The organism is Flavobacterium lipolyticum, from assembly GCF_020905335.1.
In the GTDB taxonomy this organism is placed as follows: domain Bacteria; phylum Bacteroidota; class Bacteroidia; order Flavobacteriales; family Flavobacteriaceae; genus Flavobacterium; species Flavobacterium lipolyticum.
Window position 1 is genome coordinate 1,386,624 of sequence record NZ_JAJJMN010000001.1, and the last position, 23,996, is coordinate 1,410,619.

Genomic DNA, 23,996 nt, shown 5'->3' on the forward strand with positions numbered 1-23,996 from the left:
ACTCTTTATTTCCCAATTATAAATACTACTTTTGATTTTTGAGAGTTAAAGTATTTATGTTGAAAAAATTACTGGTTCTTACTATTTTCATCTGGTTTTCCGGGCTTCAGGCACAGGAAACGGTATCATCGTACAAAACCAGGAAAATAATTGCCAGCCGGGATACTATTCATCTTGAAGAAGTAAGTATCAATTCGGCATTTTTTCAACTTTTTACAACTAAAAATGAAGCTGTCGATTCTACTTTTTATAAAATTGATTTTAAAAAGGGAACTTTAGTTCTAAATGAAAAGTTAGGCTCAACTGCCGATACTTTAATTGTAAATTATCTGAAATATCCTGATTTCTTAACTAAAGAATATACCTTATACAAATCAAATCAGGTCGTATCCAACGACATTGGTACTGAAAAACTGTATAAAATTGATAATGCTGTCACCAAAAAAGTCACTCCGTTTGATGGTTTAAATACCTCCGGAAGTATTACAAGAGGAGTAACCGTTGGAAACAACCAAAATACAGTTCTAAATTCCAATCTGGATTTGCAGATTACAGGAAAAATATCTGACAAAATTAGTTTACGAGCTTCCTTACAAGACAGCAATATCCCGCTTCAGGATGGCGGTTATTCTCAAAAACTGGATCAGTTTGACAATATCTTCATGGAACTTTTCACAGACGACTGGAATATTCGGGCCGGAGATGTTTTTTTAGAGAACAGAAAAACCCAGTTTTTAAATTTCAATAAAAAAGTCCAGGGGCTTTCGGCCAGTTTTAATTTTGGTACAGACGAAAACAAAACCAACATATTTGCTTCAGTAGCTTTTGTAAAGGGACAATACGCCAAAAGTACTTTTACAGGCCAGGAAGGAAATCAGGGACCTTATAAATTAAAAGGACAAAATGGTGAATTGTATGTTCTGGTAATTTCAGGCTCTGAGCGTGTTTATGTAAATGGTGTTTTGCTGAAACGCGGAGAAAATAACGATTATGTGATCGACTACAATGCGGGTGAAATTACTTTCACTTCTCTTTTTACGATTACTTCCGAAATGCGAATTAATGTAGAGTACCAATATTCTGAACGAAATTACAACAGACTCGTGACCTATGCAGGCGGAACTCATGAAAGCAAAAACTGGAGTTTTGGCGGTTATCTCTATTCTGAAAACGACATGAAGAATCAGCCTTTACAACAAAATCTTTCAAAAGAACAGGTTCAGATTCTAAGTCAGGCCGGAGATGATCCGAATTTAATGAAAGTCCCTTCGGCCTATGAAGATACCTATGCCGATACTAAAATACTTTACAGAAAAAAAATAGTCAATTCTGTCGAAATTTATGAATATTCAAAAGATGCGAGCACTGTTTTATACAACGTAAAATTTAGTCTTGTTGGAAACAATGCCGGTAATTACATCATTCAAAACAATAACTCTGTAGAACGCATTTATGAATATAAAGCTCCTATTAACGGAATTTTACAAGGAAATTATGAACCACTTGTCAATCTGGTCGCACCTATAAAATTACAGGTAGCTACTTTTTTAGGCAAATACAATCCGGACGAAAAAACGCTGGTTGACTTTGAAATTGCAGTAAGCAACAACGACAAAAACCTGTTCTCTAGAATAGATGATGCCAATAATGACGGTATTGCTATTAAAACCAATATTAAAAAACGTCTTTTTACACGAAGCTGGTCTTTGGATGCCTTTGCAAACTATCAATTCGTTCAGGAAGATTTCAGGTCTGTTGAGCGTTTGTACAATATTGAATTCAACCGCGACTGGAATTTAAACGAGACACTATTTGGGAACCAAAACATGTTGATCACAGGACTAAATTTTGATTTATTTGCCAAAAAAGAGACTTCCAATATTGGATTGTTTACCTATCAATTTGAGAAATTAGATTACTCCAAAAGTTATTCCGGATCGCGTCACACCTCAACAGCACTTTTCAAATTGCAGCAATGGACGATCGAAAATAGGGGCAGCTTCCTGAATTCAGATGCGACAAATTCTACTTCAAAATTTATTCGGAATCAAACCAGAACTAAATATCATTTTGGTAAAAACTGGGTCGGCGCCAGTATGCAGCTCGAAGACAATCAGCAGAAGAATAAAATCACTAATCAGTTCTCGGCCTTAAGCCAAAGATTTTCAGAGTATGGTGTTTTTATTGGCCGTGGTGACAGCACTAAAGTTTTTGTCGAAATTGGTTATTTGCAACGTCGAAATGACAGTTTACAAAACGGATCTCTACAGCATGTAAACAATTCTCAAACTTACTTTTTAAAATCAAAATTAATTCAGAATAAGAAAACCGATCTGGCGGTATATGCCAGCTATCGCAAACTGGATTTTACCGATACTACCCGAAAAAATGAACCTTCGTTAAACTCCCGAATACTTTATAACGATCGTTTTTTTAATCAGCTCCTGCAAATTGGAACCACCTATGAAACCAGTTCAGGAACTATTGCCCAACAGGAGTTTACCTATATTGAAGTTCCGACGGGTCAGGGGGTTTATACCTGGAACGATTACAACGGAAACGGAATTCAGGAACTGGAAGAATTTGAAATTGCAGCCTTTCCCGATCAGGCCCGCTACATCCGAATCTTTTTACCAAATCGGGTTTACATCAAAACCAATCAAAATAGGTTCTCCCAATCTGTGGCATTAAATCCATTGCAGTGGCAGAACGAGACCGGTTTCAAAAAACTCCTGTCTTATTTTTACAATCAGACATCCTTTATTATGGATCGCAAAGTAAAAAGTCAGGGAGAGCGTCTGGAATTGAATCCGTTTAATTCTTCAGAAGAAAATATTCTGGGACTTAATTCGAGTTTCAGAAATAGTTTGTACTACAATCGCGGCAAACAAAAACATTCCGTTACCTATACTTATTTGGTCAATAAAGGCAAAAACCTACTTTCGATTGGGTCGCAAAATGTTCAAAACAATTCACATCAATTGCAATACACCCATTTGTATCAAAAAAGCTGGCTGTTTAACTTCTTTACCAAAACGATTAAAACCGACCTGGTTTCTGAAGATTTTGTCGAAAAAAACTATGCTATCACGGGCTACCAAATGGCTCCCAAAGTGAGTTATTTGTTTTCGAAAAACACCAGTCTGGATTTCTTTTTTGAGTTTCAGAACAAAGAAAATCAAATAGGAAATTTTGAAACTCTGGTTCAAAATCGATTGGGAACTTCATTTTCATTTGCGGGAGAAAAAAAAATAACGGTAAACGGAGAATTTTCTTTTTATCAAAATAAATTTACAGGAAATGAATTTTCGTCAGTAGGGTTTCAAATTCTGGAAGGGCTACAAGCCGGACAAAACCTGGTGTGGAAGTTTCTTTTACAAAAAAACATCACACAGTTTTTAGATGTGAATTTAAATTATCAGGGGCGAAAAAGTGAGACAGGCTCGGTGGTTCATACCGGAAATATACAACTCCGTGCTTATTTTTAACACTTTACAAAAAACATAATCAGAAATTGTTTAATTTTAAATGAAATTTAAACTTGTAACATTATGAAAAAATTATTAGTACTTTGTTTTGTAGTTCTTCTGTCTTCTAATTTCTATGGGCAAGATGTAACTACAAAAGCAGTAAAAAGCAAAACCGAAGCTGCTGCGAAAAAGAAAAAAGCAGAAGCAGATAAAGCGAAAGCCGACGCTAAAAAAGAAACTGCAAAATCCAAAAAGGCAGCTGATGATGCCAGCAAAGCGGCAGCAAAAGCGACAAAAGAGTCTGCAAGCACAGCAAAAAAAGCTGCCGACAAACAGGCAACCAAAGCTAAAAACGAGGCTACAAAAGCAAAAACTGATGCTGTAAAAGCCACAAAGACCGCTGACAAAGCAGCAAGCACAAAAGCCGCCAGTGCAAAAGCTGACGTAACAAAAACAGCAGCAAAAGCAACTGAAGCTTCAAAAGCAGCACAAAAAGACGCCGCTGCTGCAAAAAAAACAGCTTCGAAAACAATAAAAGAAACGAATGAAAAAGCTCCAAAAGTAGCCGACAAAGTAACCGGCGAGTACAATGGAAAAAAAGTATATACCGGACCAAAAGGCGGTAAATACTACATTAATAAAAATGGAAACAAAACCTATATTCAGGATTAAAGTTCCTTTTACCAATATCTGAAAGGGGTTACTTACAGTAACTCCTTTTTTTTGTCTATTGAGAAACCAAATATTCGTTAACATACAAATAACTTTTCCTTCCAAACACTACTAATTCCACAACCTAAACAACGAATTATATGGGCTGAAGCCCCTTATAGAGTTAATAATTTAGTAATACGTACGAAATAACATAAAAAGCATATTTCTTTATCTTCGTTTTTAAAAAGTGTTACACTATGAGCATTGACTATTCTGCGAACAAAACAATTTTAGTTGCTCCATTAAACTGGGGATTAGGTCATGCGACAAGATGCATCCCTATTATAAAAGCGCTTCAGGAAAACAATTACATCCCGATAATTGCTTCTGACGGTGTTGCGTTAGCATTGTTACGAAAAGAGTTTCCATACATTCAAACCCTTGAATTACCATCTTATCATATCGAATACGCCAAGAATGCTAAAAACTTCAAATGGAAGCTGATTAAAAACCTGCCAAAAATGATTGTCGCCATCCTTGACGAAAAAAAAATCGTAAAAAGCTGGATTAAAAAACACGGAATAGACGGTATTATTTCGGATAACCGACTAGGGGTTTTCAGTAAAAAAGTCCCTTCCGTTTTTATGACCCATCAATTGAATGTCATGACCGGAAACACCACCTGGTTCACCAGTAAATGCCATCAGCATATTATAAAAAAATACACGGAATGCTGGGTTCCGGACACTAATGACACGATAAATCTCACCGGAGAATTGGGTCATCTTAAAACGGATGATCTAAAACTAAAGTATATTGGTCCATTAAGCAGAATGCGTAAAAAAGACACTCCGAAAGTATATGATCTGATGATTATCCTCTCAGGACCTGAACCTCAGCGTACTTTTTTGGACGAAAAATTACAGAAAGAAATTGTCAATTATAAAGGAAAAGTAGTGTTTGTTCAGGGTATTGTGGAAAAAACACAAACCAAATGGCAAGCCGGAAATGTTACGTATTATAATTTCATGAACTCTAAACAGTTGGAACAGACTTTTAACGAAAGTGAATTTGTCTTATGCCGCTCCGGTTACACGACCGTTATGGATTTGGCAAAATTAGGCAAGAAAGCCTTTTTTATTCCAACTCCGGGGCAATACGAGCAGGAATATCTGGCCATAAAGCTTCAGAACGAAAATTTAGTACCTTATGCAATGCAAGACGACTTTACGATTGAAGATCTTTCAAAAGTAAAGTCGTTTAAAGGTCTGACTCAATTTAACGATACGATAGACTGGGATACTCTGTTTACCGTTTTTGAGGATGAAAACTAAAAGTTAAACTGTGCCTGCAAACGCAATAAGTTTCCTTGCTGTCTGTTCACAGGAAGTGCACTGTCCTGGAAAGTTCTGTCGGCAATCACATATTCCGCAGTAAGTTCAAAGGCTTTTAGAGGCTGCCATTCTATACCAAATTCATAATCTCTAACGACATAACTTCTGGCATCTTTCTCATATTTCTTCCCTCCGTCGTAATATTGAAATTTGGCGAAAGGATAAATAACTTGTTTTTTAATATCTAATTTGTAGTTCAGTAAAACATAACCACCGTCCAGATCTGTTTCATCGACTGCATTAGTTACTGAATTGTATCTTGGTCCTTTTCCGATATTGTACTCTGTCTGAATTCCAAAAGGTCTTGGATATAATACAAAGGTTGCTCCTACCCTTTGATCTTTTACGTGCTGTGAATTGTTCACTTTAACTCCTGATGAAATTTCACCTGAAAAAGCCCATTTTCCGGCATAAGCCTGAATTCCGGGTTCGATAATCTGGCTTCCAATTACAAATGGGTACGTTACTCTTGCCACCACATTCAAATCTCTGTTTCCATCTAATCTATTCGCGATCTGCCCATTGTACACTCCAAAAGCGAATACACCATAATCACCTGATCCTTTATAACCGTCTTTTACCAACATTTCAAAACGCTCTCTGATTTTAGCCGGTGCCCAGTAAAAAAACATTCCTAAATCACGTTCGTTTAATATGGCACTGTTCAATGCATCGTTTCGATCTAAAGTTAAACGCTGTCCACTTGACTGCATATTCTCGAAACCGTATGGTATTTTACTCTGCCCGACACGTAATCTGTACTCTCTCTTCTTATCAAAAGAAAGGTCAAAATATAAATCCCGAACCTGAACAAAATTCTGAACTCCTGTAACCGGAGAACTCGCAAAATCAGGTTGAAAATAAAAAAATACATTTGGATGAACCTGACCAGAAAACACTAAACGTGCACGTCTGATAAATAAACCATTGTTTGCTTTTGCATCCGGGGCCGTAGAAGTTGTCCCCCATGATCTGTCGCACTGATCACATGATACTTTATCATTTGTAGAAAACAAACCATTGTATCGTATTTGTGCATAACCTCTTAAAGAAATCTTATCATACCAGCGATCTTTATCCGTTTCATCATCATTCTTTTCGGATTGAGTGTCTGGCAGTTTTGCTTTGTTGATTGAATCAAGAAGACGTACTACTTCTTTTTTTACCTCTTCTTTACTTAGATCCTGTGCGTTTGATACACAAGTAATTAGCAACAGAATTGCTATTAGTTTTATTTTCATTCTTTTTGTTTTCTGATCCCTTAATTTTTCGAATGCAAAGATCTGCCACCTATGTTAAGATATCATTAACAAGGTGTTACTATAACAAAAAGGAATTGTTTCGAAATGGTTACGTAAATTTCATTAGTGTTAAAACATTAGATTTCACGGTACTTCACTCCAACAAGCTTACAATTATTTAACTTCGGCTTTTACTGTTTTATTTGCTTTTTCAAGCGTAAAAGAGAATTCAGAACCAATTCCGAACTCACTTTCTACATATACTTTCTCTTTATGTGCTTCAATAATGTGCTTTACAATAGCCAATCCTAATCCGGAACCACCCTCTGAACGGGTTCCACTTTTATCCACTCTGTAAAAACGTTCGAAAAGTCTCGGAATGTTTTGTTTTTCAACACCTTCACCATTATCACTAATACGAATCAGTACTTTTTTCTTGGTTAGGTTAACAACTCCCACCTCAGTCAAACCACCTTCTTTACCATACTTAATAGAGTTCACGATCAGGTTTTCCAGAACTTGCTGAATTCTGTCCTTATCTCCGCGAATGATTACTGACTTAATGTTCTTGCTTTCAAAAGCCAGTTTAATTTTCTTTTTGTCGGCTTTCATCTCCAATAAATCGAAAACGTTTTGAATCAGTTCTACAATATCAAAATCGCTCATGATTAAATCCAGATCTCCTGATTCTAATTTGGTGATCATGTCCAGATCTTCAACGATATAAATCAATCGCTCAACCCCTTTCTCAGCTCGCTTTAAATATTTTTTTCGAATGTTCTTATCTTCCATAGCGCCATCCAGCAAAGTCGAAACATACCCCTGAACCGTAAACAAAGGCGTTTTCAGCTCGTGCGAAACATTTCCAAGAAACTCACGTCGGTACTGCTCCCGGATCTCCAGCATTTCAATTTCCAGCTTTTTATCGGTGGCAAACTTTTTTACCTCGCGCGAAAGCGTTTCCATGTCTGTAGTTATAGGCTGATTGATCAATGTTGTTGTCTCTAATAACGAAACCTCATCGTATATCTTCTTGACTCTTCTATAAATAAAACGCTCCACACGGTATTGCAAGACCAAAAATGAAAAAGCATAAATAGATATTATAAAGATTATTCCGAATGCAAATTGATACTTCAATTGGTTTTTATAAAACAAAGACATCAATATCATCACAAATCCTGTTGCAAAAAGACTTATGTATAATGCTGACTTTACAGCAAATTTGTATGTTTTTTTAAAATTAATTTTCATTGAAATTATTGAGTCATTAAGAGATTAAGAAAATTAAGTTCTGTATTTGAGTTCTATTCTTTCGGGCAAAAGAAAAAAAGGAACAACTCAAAAACCATATAAGAAAATGAAGATTACACAAACTTCAATTCTTATATGGTTTAAATGTATTGAATATTTTAAAACAATTTGAATGAATTTAAATCCTGATAAAGTTTTCTTAGTAACTTAACTCACAAGAACCTCAGGACCTTAAAAATCTAAACTTCAAATTTATACCCCACTCCTTTTATGGTTTTAAAAAGGTCTTCTCCAATTTTTTCGCGAAGCTTTCGAATATGAACATCAATCGTTCTTCCTCCTACTACCACTTCATTCCCCCAGACTTTATCGAGAATTTCGTCTCTTTTAAAAACTTTCCCTGGTTTTGAAGCTAACAAGTAAAACAATTCAAATTCTTTTCTTGGTAAGGCAATCTCAATGTTACCTTTAATGATCTTGTATTCTTCACGGTTAATCTCTATTCCGCCTACATTTAAGGTATCACTTACGACTTCTTGTTCTTTTAACCTTCTTAACAGCGCCTTTACTTTGGAGACCAATAATTTCGGTTTTATTGGCTTGGTAATATAATCATCTGCACCTGCATCAAAACCAGCTACTTGTGAATAATCTTCACTTCTTGCGGTAAGGAATGTTATGATAACATTATTTAATTCGGGAATTTTTCTAATGTGTTCGCAAGCTTCCATTCCATCCATTTCTGCCATCATTACATCCATAATAATCAATTCCGGCAATTCTTTCTGAGCCTTTGCAATTGCTTCTTTTCCGTTAGAGGCAGTTACAATCTGGTAGCCTTCCTGAGCAAGGTTATAGCCAACGATTTCTAAGATATCTGGTTCATCGTCAACTAGTAAAATCTTGGTTTGTGTTTTTTTCATAAATAGCAAAAATTGAGATTTTTACATCAAATTTTCTTTATTATACATTCGATGATTTTCATTTGAGATGGTAAATATACTAATAAAACGACCGTTAAAAATTGCGGTTAACGGTAATTTAATCTGGTAACAATTTGATAATCTAAGCAACACGAAAACATAACAAGTGGCTAACATGAACTTTACACAGCGTCTTTTTCTTTGCACAAAAATTTAAACACAACACTGAAATGAAATTCAATTTAAAATTTCTATTTATCACATTATTCATCTGTACGATTTCGATCGCACAAAACAAAGGTACGATTTCTGGTGTATTAACCGACAAAGAAACCAACAATGAAGCCCTACCTTTTGCAAATGTTTTATTAAAGGGAACAAACATTAGCGCAAACACTGACATTGAGGGAAAATATTCCTTAAATGTAAATCCGGGAAATTATATCATTATTTTTAGTTTCGTTGGATATGAATCTGTAGAAAAGCCAGTTACTGTAAAAGCAAATGAAACAATCACTGTAAATCAGGTACTTTCGTCAGGAAGTTTTACACTTAAAGATGTTGTTGTAAAATCGTCTGCCGTAAACAAAGAAAAAGAAACCGCCTTATTACTCGATCAAAAAAATGCTGTTGTTATCAAACAAAGTATTGGAGCACAGGAAATGTCAAGAAAAGGTGTTAGTGATGTTGAAGAAGGTTTGACAAAAATCACCGGAATTACAAAAGTAGGATCAAGAGGTTTATTTGTTCGTGGATTAGAAGACCGATACAACAATTTATTAATCAACGATCTTGCCGCTCCAACAAACAATCCTTTTTTAAAGATTATCCCATTGGACTTATTTTCAACTGATATTGTTGGTGTTATAGAAGTATACAAGACTTTCAACCCTAATATATATGGTGACTTCGCTGGAGGAACATTTAATATTCAGACTTCGAAAAACACAAAAAGCATTACAAAAATTAATATCGGAACTAGTTATATTGCCAATAGTAATTTTAAAAGATTCTCTCTTTCTAAAGATGCAGACTCAGCAGAAGGTTTCTTTGGAATGACAGGAGACAATAGAAAACTGCCTTCATTATTAGGAGGTACTCCTTCCGGACATGTTTTTACTCCTCAAGAATCGTTAAATTCATTTCAAAGTGGTTTTGATGTTTCACCGATTAGAAGTCCGCTAAACACAAGTATTGGATTTTTACATTCAGAAAAATTCGACTTAGGTAAGGACAGAAACTTTTCTTATATCTTTTCGATAAATGCTGAAAACAGCTATGGGATTCAAGAAGGAGTAGACAGAACTTTTGCCTATCAAAGTACCGGAATCGCTTACAAAACTGACTTTGTTACGACAGACAACCATTATAAAACTTCTTTAACGGGTTTATTAGGTTTAAATTATAGTGCCAAAAGATTCAAATTAGCTTACAATAGTCTTTTTATAAGAACTACTGACAATTTAATCAAAGATCAATTTGGTGTTGCAAATGCTGAAACAGGAACCGGAACAAACAAAACTCTTATCCGAACGAATCAATTAGACCAGTCAAATTATTGGAATAATCAACTGTTAGGAGAATACGCATTAACTGAAGACAAAAGTCAGACTGTAAAAGCTGGTATCTCTTATGCAAAAACAAAATACGACCAACCTGACAGAAAAGCATTCTCAGGTGTAAAAACTGAAAATGACGGAGTTATAGCTTCAATTGCCGGAAATAACTTTATCAAACAATATCTGGAAATTACCGGAAATTCATACTTCTCTGGCTTAGCAGAATACAACTTAAAGTTTGGATCAGACAAAAACCATAAACTTACAGTTGGATATAACGGAAATAAATCTGATATGGAATCTTCTTATCGTTTTATTTCACCAACTACAGGTCCAAATGTTGATGCTCCTTTGAATAGCATTGACAATCAATTGAACGGCTACGTAGCCGGAGGTGCTTTTAACTACAGAGAAAGCTCTAACTCGACTTATAAAGCAATCCTAAAAGAAGGAACCAATGCCGGGTATGCAAATTTACTTTATAAGTTCAATGAAAAACTTGAAGTGAATGGTGGAGTAAGAGTAGAAAATGCAAATAGAACTACTAAGTACAGACAACAAGGTTCATTTGACGAACCATTCATAACTTTAAATTACGATAAAGTTTATTTTCTACCTTCGGTAAATACTAAATACAGTATTAATGAAAAATCAAATATCCGTTTAGCCGGTGGTATAACTTATACAAAACCTGTAATAATGGAAGCTTATCCAATTGAATACATCAATGCCGATGGAACTTCTATGAAAGGAAACCCATATTTAGTAAATAGCGACAATTACAATGTTGATTTAAAGTATGAGCTTTTCCCAACAGCGAAAGAAATGTTTGCAGTTGGTCTTTTTGGAAAGAAAATGAAAAATCCAATTGAAAGAACATTAACCGCTAATGCTGCAGGTTCTACAATCATTACCTATTTGAATTCAGACAATGCCGTTCTATACGGTGCAGAAATTGAATTCATATATGATTTAGGAAGACTTACTAATACTTTTAAAGATTTCTCACTAGGATTCAATACTTCATTAATGAGTACAAAAGCAGAAGTAAAACCTTTCATCATAAACCCTGACGGAAGTACTTCACAATCAATAGAAACTCATAGATCAAGAGATTTACAAGGTGCTTCAAAATGGTTGATTAATTCCGATTTAAAATATCAATTTGACATTAATAAGAATTGGAGCAATACTCTTTCATTAGTTTATTCCGTATTTGGAAAGAGAATCTATGCAGTAGGGACAAATGGTTTAGATCATATTTACGAACTGCCAGTACAACAATTAGACTTTGTATGGAGCAGTAAAATAAATGATCATTTTGATATAAAATTCTCAGCAGACAACTTAATTGACCCTGCTCGTAAATTTGAAATTGGAGATAACAGCGTAACTCCTGTTATAGGAGATCCGATCACAAGAAGTTACAAAAAAAGCCGTGGGTTTTCTTTAAGCCTGGGATACACATTCTAATACTATTTGCTTTTATAAATACAAAGCCCTATTTCGATAGGGCTTTTTTTATAGTCCATTATAAATCAACTTAACATTAAATTCATATTTAAGAGATTTTATAATAACAGTATTGTAATACTTAGCTAACACATATGAAGTATTCCCATCCTAATTTTGTCAGCAAAGAAATAAACTATTAAAACACAACTATGAAAACTAAATTTTTCGCTTTAGCCCTTTCTATTGGCTTATTATTTTCATCATGTAGTAGCGACAACGATCCGGCTCCATTTACTATAGCTCCTTTAACAGGAACTGAAAGTATTGTTGTAGGAGCGACTACCACTTTTAGCAGTACAACTACTGGCGGTACTTACACAAGTGCTACACCTGCTGTTGCAACTGTTGCGGCTTCAACTGGGGTTATCACAGGAGTTTCTGTTGGTACTTCAGTAATTACTTATACAGTACAATCTGTTTCTGTTACAAAAACTGTAACTGTAACGGCTGTACCTGTAGCAACTGGAGAAATTACAGGTCCAATTACAGCTGATAAAACTTATGCTTTAGGAAACTATACCATGAAAGGTATGGTGAAAGTTAATTCAGGTGTAACATTAACTTTTGAAGCTGGTTCAACTATTACAGTTGATAAAACTACCGGAGATAATGCATTAGTAGTCTTAAATGGAGGTAAACTAATTATCAATGGTACAGCTGACAAACCAGTTGTATTTACTGAAAAATCTAAAATAGCAGGTTCTTGGGGAGGTATCATCATGTATGGTGACGCACCAATCAATGCTATCAACGGTGTAAAAACTTCTACTTCAGAAGATGGAAATGCTTTACCATATGGAGGAACAAATGCTGCTCATAACGGTGGTTCATTAAAATATGTAAGAGTAGAATATGCTGGTTCTAAATTAGCTGACGGAACTAAAGAATTAAACGGATTCTCTTTCTACTCTGTAGGATCAGGAACAACTTTAGACCACTTAGTATCTTACAGAGGTGCTGATGACGGATTCGAATTTTACGGAGGAACTGCAAGTTTAACAAATGCGATCTCTTACGAAAATACAGATGATTCTTTTGACTGGCAAGATGGATGGCAAGGTCAAGCCAATTCAAATTGGTATGCACGTCAAAATGTAAAAGGAAACTTCGGAATTGAAATCGAATCTTCTAAAAACAATAACGCTTACTTCCCTAAAGTTACAAATATCACTTTAAGAAGAATTGCTGGTACAACTCCTGAAGCAGTTGGAGATGTTCAAGTAGATGCTTTCCAATTCAAAAATGAAGGAAATGGTGATTTCAGTAACATTATCATCGATGGTTACGGTGACTATACTGAAGCTGGTAAAGTTTACACTGGTGCAGCTGTAAAAATACAAGATGCTTCAACAAACACAAACCAAGTAAACGGTGGTAAAATTAAAATTACTAAAGTTAAAATCACTAATACTTCTAAAAACATCTTAGGTGTAGTAGTAGCTCCTTGGGACGGTACTGTTGCATTCCCAGCTGGAAATTTTGTAACAGATGATACTGCTACCGGAGCTTCAATAACTGGAGGTGCTTGGGCAACAGTTAATGGTGTTGATTTGACTAAATAAAAGTTTAAAAAAAAATATTGTTAAAAACATCCTAAAATTTTAGGATGTTTTTTTTTGGTGTAATTTTTGTACTTTTTTTTGTATATTTACAGTAACCAAAATAACGCGATGGCAAAAAATTACTTTTATATTACTTTCTTATTGGCTTTTTTCTTTACTGTAAGTGTTTCGGCACAAGACAGTAAGCAATTACCAAAACCTCAACAGGTAGCAACCATTGAGGGATTAAGCTTGTACCCTAACCCCGTGACCGGTGGAAAAGTAACCATCTCTTCTAAAAATGATTTAGAAAAAGAGATTATCATCTTTGATGTTCTGGGTAAAAAGGTACTTCAAACACATTTAAGTTCTCGAGAATTAAACGTTTCTGATCTGGTTCCAGGCGTTTACATCATCAAAATAAGCGAAGAAAATGCTTCGGCAACACGAAAGCTCATTATTCGATAAAACACAAAAGCTCTAATGAAAATTAGAGCTTTTTTAGTTTTCAGTCACAGTCACAGTTTTCAGTTTCTGCGAAACCCTAAAATGACAACTGAAAACTGCGACTGAATACTGTGACTAAAAACTAAAAACAATATCTTTGCACAAAAAAAGTTTTGATCACAGCCAACGATATCTTTACCATTTCAAGTCAGAAACAATTTGAGAAAATAGCACTAAAAGTGTTTCGTTTTCAACATGAGAATAACGTTGTCTATCGTGATTTTTGCGATTTTTTAAAAGTAAATCCACAACAGGTAAAATCATTGGAACAAATTCCTTTTTTACCCATTCAGTTTTTCAAAAGTCATAATGTAGTTTCCAACAATGATCCGGCTCAGGTAACTTTTACCAGCAGCGGAACCACAGGCGCAATTACCAGCAGACATATCGTTACCGATGTAAGTCTTTACGAAGAAAGTTACCGCAATGGATTTTCACAATTCTACGGCAATATCGAAGATTACGTTGTTTTAGCACTTTTACCGTCTTATCTCGAGCGCGATGGATCTTCGTTAATCTATATGGTCGAAGATTTAATAAAGCGCTCCAATCAGCCTGACAGTGGGTTTTACCTGCACAATCACGACGATCTTATTAAAAAACTAACCGCTTTAGACGAATCCGGTCAAAATGTAATCTTAATTGGTGTTACTTACGCCTTACTCGATTTGATTGAGAAACACCAGTTCAATCTTCAGAATACTATTATTATGGAGACTGGCGGCATGAAAGGCAAGCGAAAAGAAATGATTCGCGAGGAATTACACGAACAACTTTGTGCAGGATTTGGCGTTTCGGCTATTCACTCAGAATACGGCATGACCGAACTTCTGGGACAAGCTTATTCTCTGGGTGAAGGTGTATTTGAATGCCCTTCGTGGATGCACATTTTGGTTCGCGATCCTGAAGATGCCTTAACATATCTAAAAGACGGAAAAACTGGCGGAATCAATGTGATTGATTTGGCCAATATCAATTCCTGTTCCTTTATCGCCACTCAGGATTTAGGTAAAAAAAATCCCAACAACTCTTTCGAGGTATTGGGACGTTTTGATAATTCTGATATTCGTGGCTGTAACCTAATGGTTTTGTAAAAGTTGAACCGTTAATTTGGTTAATCGTTTAATCGCGAAAAAATAGATTAAAAAATATCCCAACAACTCTTTCGAGGTATTTAGGACGCGTTGATAATTCTGATATTCGTGGCTGTAACCTAATGGTTTTGTAAATGTTGAACCGTTAATTTGATTAATCGTTTAATCGTGAAAAAATCGATTAAAAAAAAAACCAACAACTCTTTCAAGCTATTGGGACGTTTTGATAATTCTGATATTCGTGGGTGTAACTTAATGGTTTTGTAAATGTTGAACCGTTAATTTGGTTAATCGTTTAATCGCGAAAAAATAGATTAAAAAATATCCCAACAACTCTTTTGAAGTATTGGGACGTTTTGATGATTCTGATATTCGTGGCTGTAACCTAATGGTTTTGTAAACAAAATTTGCCATAATACTACTGCTATTTTATCATTAAGTTCAATGTAAAAAAATACCTAATTTAATAACCTATTGTTAATGTAGAAAAAATACTACACAAATATTTAAAAATTACTTTCACTGTAACTTTTTAAATATTAAATTATGAAAAAAATTACCCTATTAGTTTTTATCCTTTTTAGCTTTACAAGCAGGTCACAGAATCCAAATTATAGATACCACGAACTCCAAGATTTAGGCACTACTATAGAATGGGCTATTGCTGTTGAATGCACCCAGCATTATCCTCCCGTAGGAATTAGAGAAGTAAATTTAAGACAAAATTTTAAATTGGAAGTTGGTAAAATTTACAAAGCAGATTTAGGCCTAAACTACGGCAACTTCGGCACAAGGTATTACAAAGTTACTTATGCAGGAGATTCTGGTGCTGACATGGGAGATGAAGTTGACACCCCACCTGATTTTGGCGCTCCAATTACTGACTTATGCTCTTCATTGTCTAAAAAGTATATAAGACCAATTTTATTAGGATCAACATTACAAGAAGCTCAAAATAACTTTTGCTCAAAGTTAACAGTTAATAGTACCAGAGAAATGGTAAATATTAAAATAGAAAAACCGTTATCTTCTGGTGACATTTGTTTTATGGATTTTGGAAAAGGCCCTAATTTTTATTTAATTGATGGAGCTAGTGTAGAAAGCGGAGATGCAGATTACGAAGTAGATTCAACAGATAGCAATTCTCAATTTTCCCTTGTTTTATTCAATTGTCAAAAACCCGATCTGCAAGCTGTACATGTTACTCCATATCAGGACGATGGTAATTATTACCGTGGAACAAGCAACAAAATTGCTTATTTCGGAGTACGAAATATTGGCACAAAAATTCAAAACGCAACTACTGCATATACATTATACCTCACGACATCAAGAAACTTTCTCAGTGGCAACGACATTAAACTATATGCTGTTGGTCAGAATCCTACAGATGCACCTGCACCTTCAGATCCAAAAACATCCCATAACTTCCCAATGGTCTACAGCATTCCCTACAATGCTATTGCCGGTAAGTACTATTTAACCGCTGTAACTACAAACAGTGAAGATTTCAACGAATATAATAACATCGCCTCATCAACATACAGAATAACTATAAAAGAAGGAACAGCCCCTACAACGCCAACTCCGACCCCAACGCCAACACCAACTCCAACTCCGATAGGAAAACCTGATTTAATTATCGATTCAAATAATACACTAGTTTATAGTGATTGTTTTGATTGCACTTCTACTTTAAGTGAATTAAAAAAAAGACATAGGGTCGACAATCAATCCGGGTCAATTAGGCCATCACTAATATCCATCAAAAACGCAGGAAATGCCGCATCAACAGCAACAAATATAAGATTCTACCTGTCCTCCGATACGACACTCGATACATCAGATTTAAAATCAAACGGAAGTGCTATAACCGTAAATGCCATTAACGCAGGAGAATTGCTTGTAGTACCAGGCGGGACTATCTTCCCCTCAGATTTTGGCAATATTAGTACTGTATTTAACAATAACTGGAACATTCTTATGGTTGTTGACGATTCTAAAACAAATACCGAATCAAATGAAAATAACAACGTAACAGTTATACCTGTAACCTTCTATAATCCTTCTGGAAAAAAATCGATAGCAACAAAATTAGAAACTGACGATATACCAGAAAACTATACTATAACAGTCTATAATTTCCAAGGAGAAAAAATCTTAACGAAAGAAGTACACTCAAAACAAGAAGAAAACGAATTAGTGCAATCCTTAAAAAATGATTTCTATATCATTAAATCTAATGATACAACACGAAAGATCTACAAAAAATAAAAAAGCCCATTCATACAAAAAGCATCCTGATACAGGATGCTTTTAACTTATCTTTTCGTTAGTTTAAAAACTAAACCACTCGAATCACAAAATAATTCTTCTTTCCGCTTTGTAATAACACAAACTGATTATTAATTAAATCATTTGCAGTTAACACAAAATCTTCTTTTATTTTTTCTCTGTTCACCGAGATCGAATTTGCGGTTAAGGCACGTCTCGCTTCTCCGTTTGATTTAAAGAAACCTGTTTTTTCGTTTAAAACTGTAATAATCTCCAAACCATTTTCTAAATCAGCTTTTGCGATTTCAGCCTGAGGAACACCGTCAAAAACTTCTAAAAAAGTAGCTTCATCCAATTTTTTCAAATCTTCGGCTGTAGAATTTCCAAACAAAATATTCGACGCCTGAATTGCTTTTTCCAATTCTTCTTCAGAGTGAACAAAAATGGTAATTTCTTCTGCCAGTTTCTTTTGTAAAACTCTTAAATGCGGAGCAGTTCTGTGCTCTTCGATTAAAGCTTCAATCGTTTCTTTATCTAAAAACGTAAAGATTTTGATGTATTTCTCTGCATCAACGTCAGTTGAATTCACCCAAAACTGGTAAAATTTATACACTGAGGTTTTATCAGTATCCAACCAAACATTTCCACCTTCAGATTTTCCAAATTTAGATCCGTCTGCTTTTGTAATCAATGGCGTTGTCAATGCAAAAGCTTTTGCACTTTCTCCTCCCATTCTGCGTACCAATTCCGTTCCGGTGGTGATATTTCCCCATTGGTCCGAACCTCCCATTTGAAGCACGCAATTGTTATTTTTATATAAATGATAAAAATCGTAACCCTGAATTAACTGATAGGTAAACTCTGTAAAAGACATTCCTACACCGTCTCCGGCAAATCTCTTTTTAACAGAATCCTTCGCCATCATATAATTTACCGTGATACGTTTTCCAACTTCACGTGCAAAATCAATAAATGAGAATTCCTTCATCCAGTCATAGTTGTTTACCATAACAGGAGCATTTGCTTCTTTTGAATTAAAGTCAAGAAAACGTGACAAAACACTTTTGATACCGGCAACGTTCTTAGCTAAAGTTTCTTCATTCAACAGATTTCTTTCATCAGATTTCCCCGATGGGTCACCAATCATACCGGTTGCACCTCCCACCAAAGCGATAGGCTGATGTCCAAAATTCTTTAAGTGAACCAATAAAATAATCTGAACCATGCTGCCAATGTGCAGCGAATCTGCTGTTGGGTCAAAACCTATATAAGCAGCAGTTACCTCTTTTAGCAATTGTTCTTCCGTTCCTGGCATGCTATCATGATATAACCCGCGCCACTTTAATTCTTCAACTAGATTCTTCATTTTTTAAATAATTTGTGCAAATATAATCAATGGTAATGGCAATGACAAAAAGCAGTTTCAATATCAATGCTAAAAAGCAATTTCAACATCAAAATTCTTAACTACAAAGAGAACCATACTTAGAACTTTAGCTGTTCAAAAAAAAAACTCCAATTATAATTTTTTACTTTTCATTCATTACTTTTTACCTATTTTTACCTCAACTAATCCATTAATAACCAACCAAAAAATTACCTTTATGAAAAAACTTTTGCTTCTTGCAATCTTACTCTCCTACTCCTTTACGAACGCCCAGATCTCTTTTGAAAAAGGATATTTCATTACCAATAATGGAATCCGAACTGAATGTTATATCAAAAACATAGACTGGAACTACAACCCAACAGATTTTAAGTACAAAACAACTAACGAAGACACCGAAACGAAAACAGAAACCATTACGAATGTTCAAGAGTTTGGAATTGGAAACAGCACTACATACAAAAGAGCAAAAGTTAACATTGACCTTTCAAGTGACGTATTAGAAAGTTTTTCCACCGATAAAAATCCCATTTGGAAAGAACAGCTCGTTTTCTTAAAAGTCCTTGTTACAGGAGACGCTTCTTTATATTACTATACCAATAATGACATTACAAGGTTCTTTTATGAAACAAAAGAAAGATCCGTAGAACAACTTGTACGTAAAGAATACATTGCTGAACTGAATAACTCCCGCACAACAGTTGAAAACAATTACTTCAGACAGCAATTATTCAACAATGTCAAAACCAAAAACACAACTGAAAATGATGTTAAGAACCTGCCTTATAAAAAAGAGGCTTTGATGAAATATTTCCTGAAATACAATAATATCTCATCTGACGAAATCGAAAAAACAATTACCTCAGTAAATAAAAGTATTTACCTTTTAAAAGTAACTCCAGGTATTGGCTTTTCTTCTATTTCAATTGATGGCATCAATAGGGATGGATATAATAGCGTAGACTACTCTCAGAAAGCAACTTTTAAAATAGGATTGGAAGGCGAACTTATACTCCCTTTCAACAAAAACAAATGGAGTCTTTTTATAAACCCAACCTTTCAACAGTACGAAAACAAGAGCGAAACCGGAGTTATAAATTACATGAATAATGGTATGAGAGTCGAATTTCCTTCAGAGGTTAAATACACAGCCATACAGGTTCCCTTTGGAGTACGTTATTATTTTTTCCTAAACAGCAAATCTAAAATATTTATTAATGCCGGTTATGCCATTGATGTAAGTGGTAAATTCAAACTTACAAGCAAACCAACCAACTTAGACAGCTCCACAAGCGGTAATTTTCTAACCGGACTTGGTTACAATTTCAAGAACAAAGTGAGTGCAGAAATTAGGGTAAATGGCCGCAAAGAGGTCCTTAGCGGATACACCTCTTATAGCGGAGCTTACAGATCATTAGATTTTATACTAGGGTATACGATTTTCTAAAAAAACAAAATTGAATAAAAACTTGCGCCTTTAAACCTGTCCCTTTTTTGCAACTTTAGACCAAAGTACTATCTTTACGAAATGGTATTAATAACAGGAGGTACAGGTTTAGTTGGCGCACATTTATTACTTCATCTGATTGAGAATGGAGAAAACGTTCGGGCTATTTACAGAACTCAAAATAACATTCAAAAAACCAAATCGGTTTTTGAGTTGTACAAAAAAGTGGATCTGTTTGAAAAAATAGAATGGCTTGAAGCCGATATTCTGGATGTTCCCTCTTTAGAAACTGCGTTCTCAGGTATTGATTACGTTTACCATTGCGCTGCTTTAATTTCATTTGATCCAAAAGACGAAGAGTTACTTCGAAAAACCAATATCGAAGGAACCGCCAATATGGTTAATTTTTCTATTGCCAAAAACATAAAAAAGTTTTGTTTTATCAGCTCTATCGCTGCTTTAGGTGATTTAGCAGCTCATGAAACTTATATCACTGAAGAAACAGACTGGAATCCCGAAAAGCCTCATAGTGATTACGCGATTTCTAAATACGGAGCCGAAATGGAAGTCTGGCGTGGTTTACAGGAAGGTTTAGATGTAATCATCTTAAATCCGGGTGTTATTTTAGGGCCAATTCCAAAAAACAAAACCCACATACAAGGAAGCGCAGAGCTTTATGCCAAAGTTGCAAACGGCCTTTCTTTTTACACTCTTGGAAGTACCGGTTTTGTTACCATAACGGATGTCATAAAAATAGCTGACACCTTAATGAAGAGTGACATTAAAAACGAACGCTTTACTTTAATTGCCGACAATATTGTTTTTAAGGACATCCTGGATACTATTGCCGACGCTTTAAAAGTAAAAAGACCAACCGTTCATGCCACACCTTTATTCATGAATTTCCTTTGGGTTGTCGACGGAATTTTTTCGACCTTATTTTTTCAGAAAAGACGCCTGACAAAAGCAACTGCAAAGGCTTCCTATTCTAGTAATTTATATTCTAATGAAAAAATAAAAACCGCTCTGGGAGGAACGGTTTTTCAGGATGTACATGCGTACATAAAAGATGTTTCGAGACTTTAACTATCTCTTTAATCGTGTTGTTTTTCGGATAGAATCCAAGCTCGTCTTACTCAGCTTGTTCTTGATCGTATCTTTAACTATAGGTTTCTTCTTTTCTTTTGCTGCTTTCTTTTCTTCAATTTTCACAATTGAATCTGTAGCTCTTTGGTTGACAGCCAAACGCTTTCCTACTTCGTCGAAAATACTTTTATAATTCTCATAATCGGCGGCGTAATAACGGTTGTTTTGTGAAAATTGCACACTATCCACTTTATATTTTTTCAAAATAAAGGCAGTAGGACTGGTTTCAACTGAATCTGCCGAAACCGGGTGCTGGTATTTCATCGCTTCAAGGATAGACAAATCATACATAATATCAATCATTTTATCTTTCCCGATAAGCTTTGCAGGCTGCTTTACCAGCTCTTTTTTACAACTTACAGAAAGAAACAACACCAATATTATTACTATAAAATTTTTCATATCAGCTTTTTATCTGTCAAACAATAGGCGTTTTCCTGCGCGAATGTCTTTTACTTTAAAGTTATTGTAAACCATTTCACCGTTTACAAAAGTATGTGTAATTCTCGACTTAAAAGTAAAATTCTCAAAAGGCGACCAGCCGCATTTCGCCAGAATATTTTCAGGTTTCACACTCCATGGCAAACTTGGGTTTACAATCACTAAATCGGCAAAATAACCTTCTTTGATAAAACCTCTTTTTTCTATTTTAAAAAGTTTAGCCGGATTGTGGCACATTTTCTCGACAATTTTCTCCACACTGATTTTCCCCTGATGATGCGCTTCAAACATCGCTACGACCGCATGCTGCACAAGCGGCCCCCCAGATGGAGCATTCACATAAGGCTGCATTTTTTCTTCTTTAGTATGTGGCGCATGATCGGTTGCAATTACATCAATACGTCCGTCATTTAAAGCTTCCCATAATGCTTTTCTGTCGTCTGCTGTTTTTACCGCAGGGTTCCATTTAATAAAATTTCCTTTGGTTTTATAATCTTCGTCTGTAAACCACAAGTGATGCACACAAACTTCGGCAGTAATTTTCTTTTCTTCAAGTGGAATTTTATTGGTAAACAATTCCATTTCTTTCGCAGTCGAAAGATGAAAAATATGCAAACGAGCTCCCGTTTTCTTCGCCAGAGCTACCGCTTTTGAAGAAGAAATATAACAAGCTTCTTCACTGCGTATTAAATGATGCGCCGTTACCGGAATATCATCACCATATTGTTCTTTGTACAGCTGTAAATTATTTTTAATCGTCGTTTCGTCTTCACAATGTACCGCGATTAAAAGCGGAGTACTTGAAAAAATCTTTTCTAAAACTGCCTCATTATCTACCAGCATATTTCCTGTTGACGATCCTAAAAAGATCTTTATTCCGGCAACATTCTTCGGATTTGTTTTTAGAACTTCCTCCAGATTATCATTAGTTGCACCCATCATAAACGAATAATTCGCAAATGATTTCACTGCCGCAACCTGATATTTATCTTCTAGTATTTCCTGAGTTACCGCATTTGGAACTGTATTCGGTTGCTCTATGAAAGATGTAATTCCTCCTGCCACCGCAGCTCTTGACTCTGACTCGATATCTCCTTTGTGTGTTAGTCCCGGTTCTCTAAAATGAACCTGATCATCAATTGCCCCCGGAATTAAATAACTCCCTTCAGCATCGATTACTTTACAATCGGATGTTTTTAAACTGATGCTGTCTGCCACTTCAACAATCAGATCATTTTCGATTAAAACATCTCCTTCAAAAATAGATCCTTCGTTTACAATTTTGGCATTTTTTATTAGAACCCTATTCATTTTCATAGCTTTATAAAGTATTGACTAGTTTTTTCAATCGAAGCGAAATTACTCCCAGTATGGCTTCTTTGATAATGGCATTGCTCATTTTAGAAACTCCTTTTGTTCTGTCAGTAAAAATAATCGGAACCTCTTTAATTTCAAATTTAGCACAGTATGTTCTGTACTTCATTTCAATCTGAAACGCATAACCCACGAATTTAATTTTGTTGAGATTGATTTTTTCCAGCACTTCTCGTTTGTAACAAACGAAACCTGCTGTTGCGTCGTGAATTTTCATTCCCGTAATAAACTTCACATACACCGAAGCGAAATACGACATTAGAACACGGCTTAAGGGCCAGTTCACCACATTTACTCCTGTTACATATCGGGAACCAATCGCTAGATCTGCTCCACCAAAATGGCAGGCATCAAACAATTTCTCAAGATCATTTGGATTATGCGAGAAATCAGCATCCATTTCAAAAATGAAATCATACTGACGTTCTAATGCCCATTTAAAACCATGAACATAGGCCGTTCCCAAACCAGATTTTTTAGCTCTTTTTTCTAAAAACAACCGTCCCGGAAATTCTTCCTGTAAAGCGACTACTTTATTGGCAGTATGGTCAGGCGAATTATCATCAATAATTAAAAGATGAAAAGGTTTGTGTTGCGAAAGTACAGCTCTAACTATGCTTTCAATATTTTCGATTTCGTTGTAGGTGGGGATTATGACAATACAATCATTCATTTTTCTGAGTAATTTCACCGCAAAAGTAAACTTTTTATAGCATTTGATTCATAATAAATATATAATAAAACTATTGATACAAAAAATTACTAATTTTGCATC

The 23,996-nt window shown here is 35.2% G+C and carries 17 protein-coding genes; 10 read left to right on the forward strand and 7 right to left on the reverse strand.

The window, feature by feature from the left end:
- Window positions 1–56: 56 nt before the first annotated feature.
- The 3 genes from LNQ34_RS06235 to LNQ34_RS06245 all read left to right on the forward strand — a co-directional run bounded on the left by LNQ34_RS06235 (window position 57) and on the right by LNQ34_RS06245 (window position 5,458).
- Complete coding sequence (locus LNQ34_RS06235) at window positions 57–3,488, forward strand: hypothetical protein (protein WP_229998976.1); 3,432 nt, start codon at window positions 57–59, stop codon at window positions 3,486–3,488.
- Between the two features lie 63 nt (window positions 3,489–3,551).
- Window positions 3,552–4,142, forward strand: coding sequence for a hypothetical protein (locus LNQ34_RS06240; protein WP_229998977.1), 591 nt, complete (start codon window positions 3,552–3,554; stop codon window positions 4,140–4,142).
- Between the two features lie 239 nt (window positions 4,143–4,381).
- The gene (locus LNQ34_RS06245; protein ID WP_202703689.1) at window positions 4,382–5,458 is read left to right on the forward strand and encodes a glycosyltransferase; all 1,077 of its coding nucleotides are present in this window, start codon (window positions 4,382–4,384) and stop codon (window positions 5,456–5,458) included.
- Here LNQ34_RS06245 and LNQ34_RS06250 read toward each other — a convergent pair.
- The 3 genes from LNQ34_RS06250 to LNQ34_RS06260 form a co-directional block, all read right to left on the reverse strand.
- Window positions 5,455–6,759 carry a porin gene (locus tag LNQ34_RS06250; protein WP_229998978.1) on the reverse strand — a complete coding sequence of 435 codons (1,305 nt, stop codon included), beginning with the start codon at window positions 6,757–6,759 and terminating at the stop codon, window positions 5,455–5,457. The two genes, LNQ34_RS06245 and LNQ34_RS06250, sit on opposite strands and share 4 nt — an antisense overlap.
- A 174-nt stretch (window positions 6,760–6,933) precedes the next feature.
- Window positions 6,934–8,013: a sensor histidine kinase gene (locus LNQ34_RS06255; protein WP_202703687.1), complete on the reverse strand. Its 1,080-nt coding sequence runs from the start codon at window positions 8,011–8,013 to the stop codon at window positions 6,934–6,936.
- A 239-nt stretch (window positions 8,014–8,252) separates the two neighbouring features.
- Window positions 8,253–8,936: a response regulator transcription factor gene (locus tag LNQ34_RS06260; protein WP_202703686.1), complete on the reverse strand. Its 684-nt coding sequence runs from the start codon at window positions 8,934–8,936 to the stop codon at window positions 8,253–8,255.
- Window positions 8,937–9,166: 230 nt separating this feature from the next.
- On the opposite strand from LNQ34_RS06260, the gene LNQ34_RS06265 reads away from it, so the two are divergent.
- From LNQ34_RS06265 to LNQ34_RS06285, 5 genes are all read left to right on the forward strand, one after another.
- Complete coding sequence (locus LNQ34_RS06265; protein ID WP_229998979.1) at window positions 9,167–11,968, forward strand: TonB-dependent receptor; 2,802 nt, start codon at window positions 9,167–9,169, stop codon at window positions 11,966–11,968.
- 191 nt (window positions 11,969–12,159) lie between these two features.
- Window positions 12,160–13,572, forward strand: coding sequence for a YdgA family protein (locus LNQ34_RS06270; RefSeq protein ID WP_202703684.1), 1,413 nt, complete (start codon window positions 12,160–12,162; stop codon window positions 13,570–13,572).
- Between the two features lie 108 nt (window positions 13,573–13,680).
- On the forward strand, window positions 13,681–14,019 hold the full coding sequence (locus LNQ34_RS06275) for a T9SS type A sorting domain-containing protein (protein ID WP_017496209.1): 339 nt from the start codon (window positions 13,681–13,683) through the stop codon (window positions 14,017–14,019).
- Between the two features lie 152 nt (window positions 14,020–14,171).
- Window positions 14,172–15,152: a LuxE/PaaK family acyltransferase gene (locus LNQ34_RS06280; protein ID WP_202703683.1), complete on the forward strand. Its 981-nt coding sequence runs from the start codon at window positions 14,172–14,174 to the stop codon at window positions 15,150–15,152.
- A 546-nt stretch (window positions 15,153–15,698) separates the two neighbouring features.
- The gene (locus LNQ34_RS06285; protein WP_229998980.1) at window positions 15,699–17,426 is read left to right on the forward strand and encodes a T9SS type A sorting domain-containing protein; all 1,728 of its coding nucleotides are present in this window, start codon (window positions 15,699–15,701) and stop codon (window positions 17,424–17,426) included.
- Window positions 17,427–17,496: 70 nt separating this feature from the next.
- Here the strand turns inward: LNQ34_RS06285 and tyrS are convergent, their stop codons facing one another.
- Entirely contained in the window at window positions 17,497–18,792 is a 1,296-nt protein-coding gene (gene tyrS, locus LNQ34_RS06290; RefSeq protein ID WP_229998981.1) for a tyrosine--tRNA ligase, read from the reverse strand.
- Between the two features lie 238 nt (window positions 18,793–19,030).
- Between tyrS and LNQ34_RS06295 the strand changes: the two genes are divergently transcribed.
- Window positions 19,031–20,260 (forward strand): PorT family protein, encoded by a 1,230-nt coding sequence (locus LNQ34_RS06295; RefSeq protein WP_229998982.1) that lies wholly within the window; start codon window positions 19,031–19,033, stop codon window positions 20,258–20,260.
- An 81-nt stretch (window positions 20,261–20,341) separates the two neighbouring features.
- Complete coding sequence (locus tag LNQ34_RS06300; RefSeq protein WP_229998983.1) at window positions 20,342–21,346, forward strand: NAD-dependent epimerase/dehydratase family protein; 1,005 nt, start codon at window positions 20,342–20,344, stop codon at window positions 21,344–21,346.
- Here LNQ34_RS06300 and LNQ34_RS06305 read toward each other — a convergent pair whose 3' ends face one another.
- From LNQ34_RS06305 to LNQ34_RS06315, 3 genes are read right to left on the reverse strand one after another with little or no spacing between them, the layout of a single operon-like run.
- Window positions 21,347–21,808, reverse strand: coding sequence for a DUF4296 domain-containing protein (locus LNQ34_RS06305; protein ID WP_202703230.1), 462 nt, complete (start codon window positions 21,806–21,808; stop codon window positions 21,347–21,349). It lies immediately after the preceding gene.
- Between the two features lie 9 nt (window positions 21,809–21,817).
- Window positions 21,818–23,158, reverse strand: a complete 1,341-nt coding sequence (locus LNQ34_RS06310; protein ID WP_229998984.1) for a dihydroorotase — start codon at window positions 23,156–23,158, stop codon at window positions 21,818–21,820.
- Between the two features lie 10 nt (window positions 23,159–23,168).
- On the reverse strand, window positions 23,169–23,894 hold the full coding sequence (locus tag LNQ34_RS06315; RefSeq protein WP_202703228.1) for a polyprenol monophosphomannose synthase: 726 nt from the start codon (window positions 23,892–23,894) through the stop codon (window positions 23,169–23,171).
- Between the last annotated feature and the right edge of the window lie 102 nt (window positions 23,895–23,996).

Excerpts from the sequence above, each read along its gene's own strand:
- LNQ34_RS06235 (WP_229998976.1), top strand. The coding sequence starts at position 57 with ATGTTGAAAAAATTACTGGTTCTTACTATTTTCATCTGGTTTTCCGGG.
- LNQ34_RS06240 (WP_229998977.1), top strand. The coding sequence starts at position 3,552 with ATGAAAAAATTATTAGTACTTTGTTTTGTAGTTCTTCTGTCTTCTAAT.
- LNQ34_RS06245 (WP_202703689.1), top strand. The coding sequence starts at position 4,382 with ATGAGCATTGACTATTCTGCGAACAAAACAATTTTAGTTGCTCCATTA.
- LNQ34_RS06250 (WP_229998978.1), bottom strand. The coding sequence starts at position 6,759 with ATGAAAATAAAACTAATAGCAATTCTGTTGCTAATTACTTGTGTATCA.
- LNQ34_RS06255 (WP_202703687.1), bottom strand. The coding sequence starts at position 8,013 with ATGAAAATTAATTTTAAAAAAACATACAAATTTGCTGTAAAGTCAGCA.
- LNQ34_RS06260 (WP_202703686.1), bottom strand. The coding sequence starts at position 8,936 with ATGAAAAAAACACAAACCAAGATTTTACTAGTTGACGATGAACCAGAT.
- LNQ34_RS06265 (WP_229998979.1), top strand. The coding sequence starts at position 9,167 with ATGAAATTCAATTTAAAATTTCTATTTATCACATTATTCATCTGTACG.
- LNQ34_RS06270 (WP_202703684.1), top strand. The coding sequence starts at position 12,160 with ATGAAAACTAAATTTTTCGCTTTAGCCCTTTCTATTGGCTTATTATTT.
- LNQ34_RS06275 (WP_017496209.1), top strand. The coding sequence starts at position 13,681 with ATGGCAAAAAATTACTTTTATATTACTTTCTTATTGGCTTTTTTCTTT.
- LNQ34_RS06285 (WP_229998980.1), top strand. The coding sequence starts at position 15,699 with ATGAAAAAAATTACCCTATTAGTTTTTATCCTTTTTAGCTTTACAAGC.
- tyrS (WP_229998981.1), bottom strand. The coding sequence starts at position 18,792 with ATGAAGAATCTAGTTGAAGAATTAAAGTGGCGCGGGTTATATCATGAT.
- LNQ34_RS06295 (WP_229998982.1), top strand. The coding sequence starts at position 19,031 with ATGAAAAAACTTTTGCTTCTTGCAATCTTACTCTCCTACTCCTTTACG.
- LNQ34_RS06300 (WP_229998983.1), top strand. The coding sequence starts at position 20,342 with ATGGTATTAATAACAGGAGGTACAGGTTTAGTTGGCGCACATTTATTA.
- LNQ34_RS06305 (WP_202703230.1), bottom strand. The coding sequence starts at position 21,808 with ATGAAAAATTTTATAGTAATAATATTGGTGTTGTTTCTTTCTGTAAGT.
- LNQ34_RS06310 (WP_229998984.1), bottom strand. The coding sequence starts at position 23,158 with ATGAATAGGGTTCTAATAAAAAATGCCAAAATTGTAAACGAAGGATCT.
- LNQ34_RS06315 (WP_202703228.1), bottom strand. The coding sequence starts at position 23,894 with ATGAATGATTGTATTGTCATAATCCCCACCTACAACGAAATCGAAAAT.